Source organism: Actinoplanes sp. NPDC049668 (assembly GCF_044465445.1).
Classification (GTDB): domain Bacteria; phylum Actinomycetota; class Actinomycetes; order Mycobacteriales; family Micromonosporaceae; genus Actinoplanes.
In genome coordinates this window covers 347,513-360,646 of the sequence record NZ_JBITLR010000003.1, presented here as the reverse complement: position 1 = coordinate 360,646, position 13,134 = coordinate 347,513, and the positions used below count along the sequence as shown (strand labels likewise).

Sequence of the window (13,134 nt, the reverse complement as noted above, 5' to 3'; positions counted from 1 at the left end):
GCCGGGAGTCCGGGTCCGGATCATGGCCCGAAGACCTGCTGGATCACGCTCTCGCCGTCCCCGACGATCTTGCGGAAGCGCCGGGTCAACTCGATCGCCTCCTCCCGCGAGCGAACCTCCACCAGGGCGAAGCCGGCCACGGCCTCCTTCGCCTCGGTGAACGGCCCGTCGATGACCGTGATCTCGTCGCCGGACGAGGTGACCCGGACGCCGCCGGGCTCGAGGCCGCCGGTGGCGAGCAGGATTCCGGCCGCGGTCAGCTCCTCGACGAACTTGCCCATCTCGGCATAGAGCTTCTCGTCGGCGGGCTCATCGGTGGGCTTGGACATCATCAGGAAGCGCATGGAGGCTGCTCCGTTCTCGGTGGTTGCCATGCCCCGGCGTCGAACGAGGGATGTGACAGGTAATCACATCATTCCCTGTCACATCCCGGAACCGACGCAGGGGCGGAACCGCAGGATACGAACCCGAGAAGGGCCCTTCATGACCACGCTCGCCACCCGCACCGCGTCCACCACCGCCACCCGCACGCTGCTCATGTGCCTCGCCGTCGCCGGCCCGCTCTGGGCGGCCGTCGCCCTCGCACAGGCGGCCACCCGCCCGGGCTTCGACCTCACCCGGCACCCGCTCAGCGCGCTGAGCAACGGCACACTCGGCTGGCTGCAGATCGCCAACTTCATGATCGCCGGAGCGCTCACCCTGGCCGGCGCCGTCGGCCTGCGCCGTGCCCTGGGCCGCGGCTGGCTACCGAGGCTGGTCGCCGCATACGGCGTGGGTCTGCTCGCCGCCGGAGCGCTGGTGATGGACCCGGCCGACGGCTTCCCGGCCGGCACACCGCACGGAATGCCCTCGTCGCTGAGCTGGCACGGCTACGGCCACATGGCCGCGGGCACGCTCGCCTTCACGGCCTCGATCGCGGCCTGCTACGTCCTGGCCCGCCGCTTCGCCCGCGCCGGAAACCACCGAGCCGCAACAACCTCGATCATCGCCGGAACGACCCTGCTGGCCGGCGACCTGTGGGCGATGACCGGCGGAACAGCAGGCACCCTGACCCTGGCAATCGGCGCAATCACGGCATCCCTCTGGCTCTCCGCATTCGCCGCCACCCTCGCAAAAGACGCCCGATAACCGCGCCAAACCAGAAGACCCCCAAACCCCTTCTCCCTTACGCAGGACGGGGTCAACAACCGCAGCAGCGACGTCCTCGACCCACTCACGGCCCGAACTCCCCCTGCGCCGCGCGGGGAGTCCGGGCCGCACACCGGCGGCGATCCCAGCGGCCGGAACGCTTTCTGCCGCACTCACGCCGGCCGGCAAACGCGTGAGCGCGGGCAGGAAAGCCGACGGACCACGCTGCCCCACCACCGCAACCGACCTCGGCCTGCCTGGTCCCGCCTGGTGCTTGACGCATCCGTCCCGGTGACGCTTGTCGCCCAGCCCAGATCAGTTGATCAAGTGCGCTACCTTCTGTGACCGCTAGGTCAGAATCGCCGCGCACGTGCTCGCATCAAGGCGCACCGCTGCTGGTGCGGGCTGGGACGTCGAACGCGCCGAGGAGGTGGCCGTGAGGGCTGCACGGTCATGGTCAGCCGTGTTGGCGGCCGCATTGCTGCTCGCCGGCTGCGACTCCGGTGACGTATACGACGAAGGCGGCGACACTTCCAGCCTGGCCGAAGGTGAAAGCTGGGAGGAACTACGCCAGCAGGCGAGAGCGTCGCTGGCTCGCTACGACCAGGCGCAGGCCAAATCCCCGTCGCAAGCTCCTACCACCAGCCTGTCCGACGAGGATCCCACCGTCACGGCCCACGGCATGTCCATCGACTCCGCCGCCGTGAACGCCCAGGGCACCCGCATGACGGTCACGTTCACCGGCTCACCATGGCCGGCGACGGACGATGGATGCGGCACCGACTACGCCGCCGAGCCTGTCGAGTCGGACAAGGCGGTGGTGGTCATCGTGCTGAAGCAACCGAACGGCTACAGCGGAATATGCCCAATGATGGGCATGACCCGCACAGCCACGCTGAACCTGGCGACACCCCTGGGCAAACGAGCCGTTCTCGCAATCCACGGCGGCCCGGTGCAAGTCTCCCGCACCACCAACACAAAGTAACCGCCGTGACGTGACACCAACCTAGGCTGCCTGGCCGATCAGATGATCAGTTCTGGTCGATATGCCGCGCACCGGGCGTGGTGAGCTGACGGACCGGCAACGAAACGTCAAACGCGACACCCCTACCACCCATCACTGCTGCTCATCGCCGCACCAATCCGGCCCGATGATCGGCAGGACACTGCATTAGCACGACAGAAGGGGCACCAACCGCCGCTGCGACCAGCGTGAGTGCGGCAGGGAGCGTGCCGACCGCCGGGATCGCCACCGGTGCGCGGCCCGGACTCCCGCGCAGCGCGGGCGGAGTTCGGAGCGTGAGCAGGTCGTGGACGCCGCTGCTGCGGTTGTTGACCCCGTCCCGCGTAAGGGAAAAAGGGATCTTGAATTATTCGTCGAGTAGGCCTAGGCGGTGGGCTACGGCGGCTGCTTCGCCGCGGTTTTGGACTTCGAGTTTTGCGATGATGCGGGAGACGTGCACGCTCGCCGTTTTCGGGGAGATGTAGAGCTGTTGGGCGATCCGGCTGTTGCTGCGTCCCTCGGCGACCAGCCGCAGCACCTCGCGTTCGCGTTCGGTCAGTGCCTGCGTTCCGGCCGCCGCCGGCTGCGTTGCCGAGCGCAGTCCGATCCGCCGCGCCAGGGTGTCGGCGGCCGCGGAGAGTGGGGCGGCGCCGAGCGCGGCCGCGATGGCCGCGACCTCCTCCGCCGCCTCCCCCGCGGCGATGCGGTCGCCGGCGCCGGCCGCGGCGTTCGCCAGGGCGAGCAGCGCCACCGCCAGTTGATGGCGCTGGCCGTCGGCCCGCCACGCGGCGACCGCGTCGCGCCACAGGTCCGGGCGGCGCTCCAGGGTCGCGTCCACCTGCGCCGAGTACGCCCGGTCGGCCGGGTAGCGCCGTGGCAGCGCCGCCGCGACCTGCCGGATGCGGGCGCTCAGTTCCTCGTCCCGCGACTCCGCGGCGGCGACGGCCGCCGCGGCGAGTACCGGCCAGCCGTAGCGGGGGCGGTCGGCGATGGCCGGCTCGGCGAGCGCCAGCCGGGCCGCGGCCAGCGCCGCGGCGGCGTCGTCGGCGTGCTGGGCGACGAGGATGCGCAGCTCCAGCAGCGCCAGCCGGTTGTCGCGGTGCAGGAACGGGCGGGCGAGGAAGGCGATCGCCCGGTGCGCGGTCGGCTCGGCGGCCTCGTGTCCGCGGGCCAGGCGCAGGCGGGCGCGCATGCGCAGCCAGGGCAGCGCCAGCGTGCCGGGCGGGTCCAGCCGGGCCGCCTCCGCGCAGCGCGCGTCGGCCTCGTCCCAGCGGCCGAGCGCCATCAGCGCCTCGGCGTGGTTGGCCAGCAGGAACACCCCGGTGGTTCGGCTCACCCCGACCCGGTCGGCGTACGGGACGCCCTCGGCGGCGACGGCCGCCGACTCCTCGTAGCGGCCGAGTTCGAACAGCGCGTCCGACACGTTGACCAGGGCGCGGGCCAGGTTCGGCAGGTCGCCGTTCTCGCGGGCGAGCGCCGCCGCGGCCGTCATCGACGGCAGGCCGTCGTCCGCCGACAGCCGGCCGCCGCACACCTGGCCGAACGTGATGGTGGCCGAGACCTGCGTGCTCACGTCGCCGATCTCGGCGGCGGCCGCCATGGCCTCCTGCGCGACCCGGCCGGCCTCCTCCTCGTCGTCGGCGCCGTTGAGCGCGTAGGCGACGTCCGCGAGCAGCATGACCCGCTCCGGCGAGGGCGGCGCGGACCGCAGCAGCGCGTGCGCCGCGCGGACCTCGGCCGCGCCGTCGCTCTTTCCGGCGTTGAAGAGCAGCTTGCTGCGTCGCACCAGCAGCCGCGCGGCCCGCACCGGCTCGGCCTCGGAGTCCAGGTCCGTCAGCGCCGCCTTGGTCAGCTTCAGCGCCCGCTGGTGGTCGCCGGCGTCGATCGCCACCAGCCCGGTCTCCTCCAGCAGGTCCAGGTGGCCGGCGCCGAGCAGCCGCGCCGCGTCCGGCACCAGCTCCCAGAGCTCGAGGACCCGCTCCAGGAGGCGGGCCTGCTCCGCGTACGCGTAGCGGCGGCCGGCCGCGTTCGCCGCGAGCTTCGCCGACGTCAGCGCGCGGGCGTAGTCGTGTGCCGCGTACCAGTGGTGGGCGATCTCCGCCGGCGCGCGGCCCGCCGCGACGAGCTGCGGCTCGGCCTCGACGGCCTCGGCGTAGCGGGCGTGCAGGCGGGTGTGCTCCCCCGGCAGCAGATCATCGTGTACGGCCTCACGGACGAGCGCGTGCCGGAACTCGTACCCGTCGTCGGCGTCGACGACGATCAGCTGCGCCGCCACGACCGCGCGCAGCGCCGGCTCCAGCTCGGCGTCGTCGACGCCGGCGACCCGGCTGAGCAGCTCGTGGCCGAACCTGGTGCCGCCGACGGCCGCCACCCGCAGCAGCTGCTGTGAGGCCTCCGGCAGCTGGTCGACCCGGCTCAGCAGCAGGTCGCGCAGGCTGTGCGGGATGTCGGCGCAGCCCGGGTCCCCGGACGCGGCGAACTGCTCGATGAAGAACGGGTTGCCCTGCGCACGCTCGTGGATCGTGTCGACGGTCCGCGGCTCCGGCTCGCCGCCGAGCAGGTGGGCCATCATCTCGGCGGTGCCGTCCCGGTCGAGGCGCTCGAGCTCGACCCGTTGCACCCCGCGTACGCGGTCGAGCTCGGCCAGGAACGGCCGCAGCGGATGGCCGCGGTGCAGTTCGTCGGTCCGGTACGTGGCCAGCAGGAGCAGGTACGGCAGGCGCGCCGCGCGGACCAGGAAGCCGATCAGGTCGCGGGTCGACCGGTCGGCCCAGTGCAGATCCTCGATCACCAGCACCAGCGGCTGTTGCCGGGACAACCGGTCGAAAAGGCCGGCGACCAGCTCGAACAGGACGCCGCGACGGGCGTCCCCGACGACGTCGAGCGGCGGCGGGCCGAGCTCGGGCAGCAGCCGGGCGAACTCGTCCTCGCGCCCGTCCAGGACCGCGGGCCCGTCGGCGTGCACGAGCCGGCGCAGCGCCGCCCCGAACGGCGCGAACGGCAGGCCCTCCTCGCCGAGCTCCAGGCACTGCCCGGTGAGCACCCGGGCGCCGTCCTCGACCGCCACCCGGCAGAACTCCTCCACCAGGCGGGTCTTGCCCACCCCGGCCTCGCCGCCGACCAGAACGGTCGACGGCTCGGCCCCGCGGGTGCGTTTCAGCGCGTCGCGCAGCGCGGACAGGTCGGCCTCCCGGCCGACGAGAACCTCGCTGCCTGCCCGCGCCGTCACGCCGTCGAGCATGTCACGCCACAGCCAAGGCGCGCCTGCCCCGATCAGCACGGTCACGACGCCGCGGGCGCCCGCACCGGGCCGGGGCGGCGGGCGGGCCGGTGCCACCACGCGTGGCGGTGCCGGCCGCCGCCGGACGCCGCCCGGGCGAGGTGGTCGGCGTGCGCCTGGCGCTGCCACTCGGCGGCGCGCTGGTGGTACAGGTCGAGCAGGTACTGGGGGTCGTTGGGCACTGACATGGCAACTCCTCGCGATCGGTCGTCGTCTGCTGTCCTCGACTCTTCGCGCGAAGGTGGCGCCCCCGCATGGGGAAGGTGCCTGATATCCGGGCCGGGGGTGCCTTACCTGCGGGTCCTGGGCGAGTAAGGCACCTGGGTGACCATTACACTTTCGGGTATGGCAAAACCCCAGGAGAAGGTCTCGTTCGTCGAGCGCCTGAAGCAGATCGGCCAGGTGTTCGCGTTCACCGCGCGGCAGGACAAGTGGTTCGTCCCGCTGATCATCGCGGCGGTCCTGATCCCGGTGGCGCTGACCGTGGTGGCCGTCCTCCTTCTCGGCTGGATCTGGATCCCGATCGGCATCATGGTCGCGCTGCTCGCGGCCCTGATCGTGCTCAACCTGCGCTCGAACACGGCGATGATGAACGCGGCGGAGGGCCAGCCCGGCGCCGCGGCCTCGATCGTCGAGAACATGCGCGGCGACTGGCGGGTCCGCCCGGCGGCGAGCTCGACCACCCAGTTCGACATGGTGCACGTGGTGATCGGCCGCCCCGGCGTGATCCTGCTGGGCGAGGGGCAGCCGCAGCGCGTCCGCAGCCTGATGGGCCAGGAGAAGCGCCGCCTGTCGAAGGTGATCGGCAACGCGCCGATGTACGACTACCTGATCGGCCAGGGCGAGGGCGAGCTGTCGATCCGCAAGCTCCGCACGACGGTTATGAAGCTGCCCCGCAACCTGACGGGCAAGGACGTCAACGCGCTGGACAAGCGCCTGGGCGCGCTGATGGCCCGCCCGCAGATGCCCAAGGGCGCGATCCCCAAGAACATGCGGCCGGGCGGCAAGGGCATGCGCCAGCAGCGCCCCCGCTGACCGGGTTGACGCCCCCGGTCAGTTGGAGCTGACGAAGCGGGTGCGCCGCCGCCGTGCCGTCAGGAACGCGGCGGCGCCGATGAGCACCAGGCCGAGGCCCGCTCCGACGACCAGCGCCGCGTTGGAGCCGGTGACCGGCAGGCCGCCGCCCGAGCCCGGTGCGGGCGGGGCCGTTGTCGTCGGGACCGGCGTGGCACTGGCGCTGCCGCTGGGAGTCGCCGTGGGGGCGACCGTCGGCTCGCCGTTCCGCTCGAGCCTGAACGTGACCGTCGCCGGTTTCCCGGAAATGTTGGTCTGCGCTGCCGGTATCTCGGCCTTCCACCCCTGCGGCGTCTTGATCCGCAGCGCGTAGCTGCCCGCCGGGGCCGCCTTCAGCGTGGCGACGCCGTCGGCGTCCGTGGTCAGCTCGGTGGAGAGGTTCCCCGGGCTGCTGGTCCTCTCGTCAACGGTGATCTTCGCGCCCGCGACGCCGGCGCCGGTGGACTCGTCGCGCGCGTACACGGTCAGATCGCCCAGCTGGCCCGGCACACGAATGCTCCGGTAGGCGATGTTGTCGTTGGTGTTCGTATTCTCGTTCGTGGCGTGGAAGTAGTAGAGGACCTGGACGTAGCCGTCGTCGTACGCCTTCTGCGGAACCACACCGGTACGGGTGAAGACCTTCGACTCGCCCGGCGCCACGTCGAACTTGGCGCCGGCGGCGATCGGCGGCGAGGTCCAATCGAGAGCGTCGTCCCATTCCCGTACGACGGAGGTGTCCGTTGCGGTGGCCGTGCCGTTGTTCGTCACGGTGACCGTGACCGTGATGGACTCGCCGACCTTGCCCAGGTCGCTGCTGAAGGCGATCGCCGTCTTCAGATCGGACTTCGCGTCGTCCGCGTAGGCGGGCACGCCGAACGCCACGAAGCCGAGACCGGCACCTACCGCGAGTGCCACCCTCGCCGCTTTCCGCAGAACCATCGCACTTCTCCCCATGATCGGTCGTCAGATCCGCCGGGGATCATATCGGCGACGACTGATGCCCTCTCGCCCACGTGCTGGGAACGCCGTCGGACGGTCTGGTCGGCCGCTGGCAGGCTGCGGTGGTGCCCGACTCCGAGGAATCAGAACTCGAGTACCTGCGTCAGGTGGAGCTGCTCGCCCAGGACGTCTTCGATCGGGCGCTGGACGAGGGGTGGCTCAGCTCTGGTCCCGATCCTGACGGCGCGACACCGCTGCAACAGGCGATCAACGCACTGGTGAACCAATTGCGGGTTCACCACTTCGAGGACGACGGCTGCGTTGATCCCGACGCGCCACTCGCCGATCTGGCCGGTGCGCTTCTGGTCTCCCCCGAGACCATCTCGAACAAGAACAGATACACCGAGATCTGCGCACGCCTCGGCGTAGAGGCTCAGCCGCTCGGCTGGGCGTTGTGGCAGACCTGGAACGAGCGCGGCCGGCCGATCACGTTGGTGACAACCAAGATCAGCACCACCGAAGGCATGCTGCTGGCCTGGTCCAAAGGGCACAACATGATGCCGGCCGAACCCGCGCGCGCCGCGGTGGCGGCGACCGTCCAAGGATGGTTCGGACCCGCCGTCCTGTCTCCCGGATACGCGGCCCGGGCAGGGGTAGCGGCGGCCACCTCGCCGGACGTGTCACCCACGTCCCGGGACTGATCTGTGGCTGAACAGGGCTAAGCGCTGAGGTGCTTGGTCAGGATGCGCTCTCGACGTACGCCGTCAGGCATGAGACCGCCGAGTTCATCCGTGTCGTGGAAGCCGTTTCGCTGGTAGAGCGCCCAGGCGTTCGTGTTGCCCTCCACCACGGCCAGGCGCAGTGTCGCCGCGCCCGCCAGCCGAGCCCACCGCTCGACCGCCTGCAAGAGCTGGTCGCCCACGCCCCGGCCACGTCCCAGCGGCGCCACGTACATCGAGATCAGCTCGACGACGTCGTCCTGATCGGTCGGCACCCCACTGGCCATCCCGACGGGCTGCCCGTCGAGCATCGCGATGATGTTGTACGCGCCGGGGATGGCCAGCCGCCCGCGCCAGCGCTCCTCACGATCACCCTCGCCCTGCCAGTCCGCCAGCTTGGACCCGAACGCGTACGCCGCTTCCGTCAGCGCAGCAAGCCGCAACCCCCGCCACAACTTCCAATCGTCCTCGCTGAGCACACGCGTCTCGATCATGCAGGAGAGCGTGCTTCGAGATGCGGGGATCAGGCAACTCGGTATCCCGTAACGCGTTGGTCGTTCGGAGAGAGATTTCATGATCCCTCGTTCGTTCCGAAGCCGCGGATTGGTCGGTCCGTGGCCTTCCCCTGCCCGCCGCGCTGATCTCGCTGTTGCAGAACGGCAAGTGGATACATCCGGGAAAACAGGCCCTCCATGACCTCATGCCATGGTTCGAAGAACCCCTGACGTTCATGGCGGACCTTCGCGACCTGCGGTTCCAGAACAACGCCCTGGACTTCATCGCCGACGACAGATCGACAAGCGGCCTGTTCCGGATGGCACGCGGCAGTCGCTCGGACCATCCGATCGATCTGCCGTGGCTCGACGTCGACCAGGCCGTACTCATCGCCGTCAACGAACATGCCGGCGACGACGTGGTCCTAGCCCTGGACTACCGCACCGACTCCACCGATCCCCGGGTCGTCGCAGCAGACATATGGACAGATCCCACCCAATACTCCTGGCGGGTCGTGACGCCCACCTTCACGGACCTCCTCGCAGCCCTACAAAGGGCCTGGTCCGCCCGCCCCGCGCTCGACCCTCAATAGGCTGCTGGGCCTCCGAGGGGATCAGCCGTTCAGGGTGTGGCGTCGGAGCTGTCCGGCGTCGGTGGTGCTGAGCCAGGAGCCGTCGCCGAGCGGTTCGAAATCGTGCTGGTGCGCGGACGGCGCGTCGAGTCGGCGGCCGACCTCACCGGTGTGCGGATCGACGAGGTACCGCTCGAACCACTCCTCCTCGTCCTCGGTTTCACCGGCGACGGTCACCACCGCGGTGGCATCGTCGACGTACCCGCCGGCGTACTCGATGAACGCGTCGAGCGGCTCGTGGCCCAGCGCCTCGATCGAAACCCGCGCCACCACCGCGCCGTCGGGGTAGGTGTGAAACGCGGCGTCCGCGTTGTCATGGTCCACCGTCATCAGATGGCGGCCGTCCGACGTCATGGAGACCAGCACGCGGTTGTCCCACTCGAACTCGAACAGCTCGATTCGGTTGCCGTCGAGTCGGCCCCGGTAGACGCGGGTGCCGTCCTGCCCCTCGCCGACGTCGAGCAACATGTGCACGCCGTCCGGGTGCGCGAGGTGTTCGCCGCCGTGGCCGACCGCGCCGAGGTCTGCCTGGGCCAGGAGGTGGCCGGTGTCGGCGTCGACCGCCAGCCACTTGTCGGTGCCTGCGTTGTTGCGAGCCATCGCGTCCGGGCGGTAGACCCAGACAACCGCGCCGTCGAGCGAGAAGTCGCAGCGGTTGTATGCGTTCGGCCGCTCCGATGACGCGCGCGGGAAGTCGAGCTGCCACAGCGTCGCTCCGTCGCGATCGATACAGTTCACGCGATTCGGTGTCGCGTAAACCGCGCGGCTCAGGTCGGGTGCGACGGCGCAGCTGTCAGGTTTCAAGTTCGCCGCACCGGCGACCGGGAAGGCCACAGCCGGGGCCACGTCCGACGCCATCGCCGCATCGGTCGAGAAGTCGTACGCCTGCACCAGACCGGCCGAGAACCGGGCGATCACACGAGACATGGCATCAACCTAGCCTGGTCGAGATCAGCAGGCTGCTGCGCCATGACGCCCTGCGATCAGCCATCCAACCATCCGCTGAGCTCCTGCAGCAGGCACCGAAGCCCTCGGCCTCGTCCTGGTCCGTATCAGCGCCACGTCCGATTGCCGCCAGCAGTCTTCTCCGGCACTGAGCATTGTCATCGTCATGCATGTCGCCGTTGACTTGAAGGTCCTGTACTTCGGAACCCCGGTTGTGCTCATCGGCTCCCGCAACCCCGATGGCACCGCCAACCTCGCCCCGATGTCGTCGGCATGGTGGTTGGGCCAGAGTTGCATGCTGGGCCTGGGCAACAGCGCGCAGACCACCGCCAACCTGCTGCGTGAGCGCCAGTGCGTGCTCAACCTGGCGCCGTCGTCGATGGCGGGCGCGGTAGATCGGCTCGCGTTGACCACCGCGGCACCCGTGGTCCCCGCGCACAAGGCGGCGATCGGGTACCGGTACGAGAGCGACAAGTTCGCCGCCGCCGGGCTGACCGAGCAAGCCGGCGAGATCGTCGCGGCACCACGGGTCGCTGAGTGCCCCGTCCAACTGGAGTGTGAAGTGGCCGCGGCGCATCCGTTCGGCGTGCCCGGACCACACGCTACGGCGTTCCAGGTCAACGTGATCCGGGCGCATATCGAGGAGGACCTGCTGGTGCCGGGAACCCACTACGTCGACCCGCTGCGCTGGGATCCGCTCATCATGAAGTTCTGTGAGCTCTTCGGCGGTGGCGACAACGTGTACTCGTCGCGCCTCGCCACAGGCTGGCGCATGCCCCACCGACTCCGGCCGACCATGGCAGGAAGCGGCGGCCACGCCGGCTGAGAGCCAGGCATGACCGCCGCTTTAGAACGGACTAGACGTTGTAGTACATCTCAAACTCGTGCGGGGTCGGGCGGAGCCGGACCGGGTCGATCTCGTTGGTGCGCTTGTAGTCGATCCACGTCGAGATCAGGTCGTCGGTGAAGACGCCGCCGGCGGTCAGGAACTCGTGGTCGTTCTCGAGCGACTCGAGGACCGCGTCCAGCGAGCCCGGGACCTGCTTGACGTTGCCCCACTCCTCCGGGGGCAGGTCGTACAGGTCCTTGTCGATCGGGGCCGGGGGCTCGATCTTGTTCTTGATGCCGTCCAGGCCGGCCATCATCTGGGCCGAGAAGGACAGGTACGGGTTGCTCGACGGGTCCGGCACGCGGAACTCGACGCGCTTCGCCTTCGGGTTGCTGCCCGTCACCGGGATGCGGGTGCAGGCGGAGCGGTTGCGCTGCGAGTAGACCAGGTTGACCGGGGCCTCGTAGCCGGGGACCAGGCGCCGGTACGAGTTGACGGTCGGGTTGGTGAACGCGAGCAGCGACGGCGCGTGGTGCAGCAGGCCGCCGATGTACCAGCGGGCCGTGTCCGACAGGCCGGCGTAGCCGGTCTCGTCGTAGAACAGCGGCTCGCCGCCCAGCCAGAGGCTCTGGTGGGTGTGCATGCCGGAGCCGTTGTCGCCGAAGAGCGGCTTCGGCATGAACGTGGCGGTCTTGCCGTGCTCCCAGGCGGTGTTCTTGATGATGTACTTGAACATCTGCATCTGGTCGCCGGCGTGCAGCAGCGTCGAGAACTTGTAGTTGATCTCGGCCTGGCCCGCGGTGCCGACCTCGTGGTGCGAGCGCTCGACGGTGAAGCCGACGTCGATCAGGCGGCGCACCATCGAGTCGCGCAGGTCGGAGTAGTGGTCGACCGGCGAGACGGGGAAGTAGCCGCCCTTGTACGCGGTCTTGTAGCCGCGGTTGCCGCCCTCCTCGTCCTTGCCGGTGTTCCAGGCGCCCTCGATCGAGTCGATGTAGTAGAACGCCTGGTGCGCCGACGTCTCGTGGCGGATCGAGTCGAAGATGTAGAACTCGGCCTCGGCGCCGAAGTAGGCCGTGTCGGCGATGCCGCTCGACGCGAGGTAGGTCTCGGCCTTCTTGGCCACGTTGCGCGGGTCGCGGGAGTAGGCCTCGCGGGTGAACGGGTCGTGGATGAAGAAGTTCAGCGCGAGCGTCTTCTGGATCCGGAACGGGTCGACGAAGGCGGTCGTGACGTCCGGCAGCAGCATCATGTCGGACTCGTGGATGGCCTGGAACCCGCGGATCGAGGATCCGTCGAAGGCGAGACCGTCGGTGACCACACTGTCGTCGAACGACTCCACCGGCATGTTGAAGTGCTGCATCACACCCGGCAGGTCACAGAACCGCACGTCGACGAACTTGACGTCCTCGTCCTTGAGGTATCGCAGGAGTTCCTCGGGATTGGCGAACACACGTCCTCCTGGCACAGGATTTTCGAACCGGGGCGGCGTGAGCCGCCTCGTGGCTAGGCTGGTCGCGACGCTATGGGTCCGCCGTTGCCCGGGCGTATCCCTATTGTTACCGGCGTGTTACGGAGCCCCGCGACACCCGGACCCTACCGCCACGTGTGGAACTTTTCATGCCGAAACGCCCCCTCAGCATCGTCTCAGCGGGGCGCCGTTACTCTCGCATCCCGTGGCGACACCCGCGAATGGCACACCGACCCCACCCGACCGGGCGGCGGCCCTCGATCTGACCAAGCTGGGGCCGGCCAACTTCGGCCGCCGGTTCGCCGCGCTCCTGATCGACTGGGCGCTGTGCCTGGTGATCGCCAGTCTCTACGCCGACCCGCGGGTCATCGCCTGGCCGCCCGTGGTCCTGCTGATCCTCTTCAACGCCCTCTTCATCGGCCCCTTCGGACAGACGCCGGGCATGTCGCTGGCCCGGATCCGCTGCGTCTCGGCGTCCGACGGCGGCGCCATCGGCGTGCTCAAGGGGCTGTTGCGTGGCGCGCTGCTGGCGCTGCTGGTCCCGGCCGTGATCATGGACGACGACCGCCGCGGCCTGCACGACCGCGCCGCCGGATCGATCGTCGTCGGACTGCCGCCACGCGGCCGATAAAGCGGGCGCG

At 69.9% G+C, this 13,134-nt stretch carries 14 protein-coding genes; 7 read left to right on the top strand and 7 right to left on the bottom strand.

The window, feature by feature from the left end:
• Positions 1-20 precede the first annotated feature (20 nt).
• Positions 21-344 (bottom strand): YciI family protein, encoded by a 324-nt coding sequence (locus tag ACIBSW_RS14335; RefSeq protein WP_354717194.1) that lies wholly within the window; start codon positions 342-344, stop codon positions 21-23.
• A gap of 139 nt (positions 345-483) precedes the next feature.
• On the opposite strand from ACIBSW_RS14335, the gene ACIBSW_RS14330 reads away from it, so the two are divergent.
• Positions 484-1,128, top strand: a complete 645-nt coding sequence (locus ACIBSW_RS14330; protein ID WP_354717196.1) for a DUF998 domain-containing protein — start codon at positions 484-486, stop codon at positions 1,126-1,128.
• 466 nt (positions 1,129-1,594) lie between these two features.
• Complete coding sequence (locus ACIBSW_RS14325; protein ID WP_354717198.1) at positions 1,595-2,113, top strand: hypothetical protein; 519 nt, start codon at positions 1,595-1,597, stop codon at positions 2,111-2,113.
• Between the two features lie 385 nt (positions 2,114-2,498).
• On the opposite strand, the gene ACIBSW_RS14320 is transcribed toward ACIBSW_RS14325, so the two are convergent.
• Together ACIBSW_RS14320 and ACIBSW_RS14315 are read right to left on the bottom strand one after the other, a co-directional pair.
• On the bottom strand, positions 2,499-5,360 hold the full coding sequence (locus ACIBSW_RS14320; RefSeq protein ID WP_354717200.1) for an AAA family ATPase: 2,862 nt from the start codon (positions 5,358-5,360) through the stop codon (positions 2,499-2,501).
• A gap of 53 nt (positions 5,361-5,413) precedes the next feature.
• Positions 5,414-5,599 carry a hypothetical protein gene (locus ACIBSW_RS14315; RefSeq protein WP_354717202.1) on the bottom strand — a complete coding sequence of 62 codons (186 nt, stop codon included), beginning with the start codon at positions 5,597-5,599 and terminating at the stop codon, positions 5,414-5,416.
• A 157-nt stretch (positions 5,600-5,756) separates the two neighbouring features.
• On the opposite strand from ACIBSW_RS14315, the gene ACIBSW_RS14310 reads away from it, so the two are divergent.
• Positions 5,757-6,446 carry a DUF4191 domain-containing protein gene (locus ACIBSW_RS14310; protein ID WP_354717204.1) on the top strand — a complete coding sequence of 230 codons (690 nt, stop codon included), beginning with the start codon at positions 5,757-5,759 and terminating at the stop codon, positions 6,444-6,446.
• An 18-nt stretch (positions 6,447-6,464) separates the two neighbouring features.
• Here the strand turns inward: ACIBSW_RS14310 and ACIBSW_RS14305 are convergent, their stop codons facing one another.
• Complete coding sequence (locus ACIBSW_RS14305) at positions 6,465-7,403, bottom strand: carboxypeptidase regulatory-like domain-containing protein (protein WP_354717206.1); 939 nt, start codon at positions 7,401-7,403, stop codon at positions 6,465-6,467.
• A gap of 74 nt (positions 7,404-7,477) precedes the next feature.
• Between ACIBSW_RS14305 and ACIBSW_RS14300 the strand changes: the two genes are divergently transcribed.
• On the top strand, positions 7,478-8,104 hold the full coding sequence (locus ACIBSW_RS14300) for a hypothetical protein (protein WP_354717208.1): 627 nt from the start codon (positions 7,478-7,480) through the stop codon (positions 8,102-8,104).
• Between the two features lie 17 nt (positions 8,105-8,121).
• Here ACIBSW_RS14300 and ACIBSW_RS14295 read toward each other — a convergent pair whose 3' ends face one another.
• The gene (locus ACIBSW_RS14295; protein WP_354717210.1) at positions 8,122-8,616 is read right to left on the bottom strand and encodes a GNAT family N-acetyltransferase; all 495 of its coding nucleotides are present in this window, start codon (positions 8,614-8,616) and stop codon (positions 8,122-8,124) included.
• Between the two features lie 155 nt (positions 8,617-8,771).
• Here ACIBSW_RS14295 and ACIBSW_RS14290 point away from each other — a divergent pair, with 155 nt between their 5' ends.
• A complete protein-coding gene (locus tag ACIBSW_RS14290; protein ID WP_354717212.1) occupies positions 8,772-9,209 on the top strand; it encodes a hypothetical protein in 438 nt (145 codons plus the stop codon).
• Positions 9,210-9,230: 21 nt separating this feature from the next.
• Here the strand turns inward: ACIBSW_RS14290 and ACIBSW_RS14285 are convergent, their stop codons facing one another.
• On the bottom strand, positions 9,231-10,166 hold the full coding sequence (locus tag ACIBSW_RS14285) for a hypothetical protein (protein ID WP_354717214.1): 936 nt from the start codon (positions 10,164-10,166) through the stop codon (positions 9,231-9,233).
• A 193-nt stretch (positions 10,167-10,359) separates the two neighbouring features.
• Between ACIBSW_RS14285 and ACIBSW_RS14280 the strand changes: the two genes are divergently transcribed.
• The gene (locus tag ACIBSW_RS14280) at positions 10,360-11,019 is read left to right on the top strand and encodes a flavin reductase family protein (RefSeq protein WP_354717216.1); all 660 of its coding nucleotides are present in this window, start codon (positions 10,360-10,362) and stop codon (positions 11,017-11,019) included.
• A gap of 31 nt (positions 11,020-11,050) precedes the next feature.
• On the opposite strand, the gene glnA is transcribed toward ACIBSW_RS14280, so the two are convergent.
• Positions 11,051-12,475 carry a type I glutamate--ammonia ligase gene (gene glnA, locus ACIBSW_RS14275; protein ID WP_354717218.1) on the bottom strand — a complete coding sequence of 475 codons (1,425 nt, stop codon included), beginning with the start codon at positions 12,473-12,475 and terminating at the stop codon, positions 11,051-11,053.
• Between the two features lie 280 nt (positions 12,476-12,755).
• On the opposite strand from glnA, the gene ACIBSW_RS14270 reads away from it, so the two are divergent.
• Positions 12,756-13,124, top strand: a complete 369-nt coding sequence (locus ACIBSW_RS14270) for an RDD family protein (protein WP_354717295.1) — start codon at positions 12,756-12,758, stop codon at positions 13,122-13,124.
• Positions 13,125-13,134 lie beyond the last annotated feature (10 nt).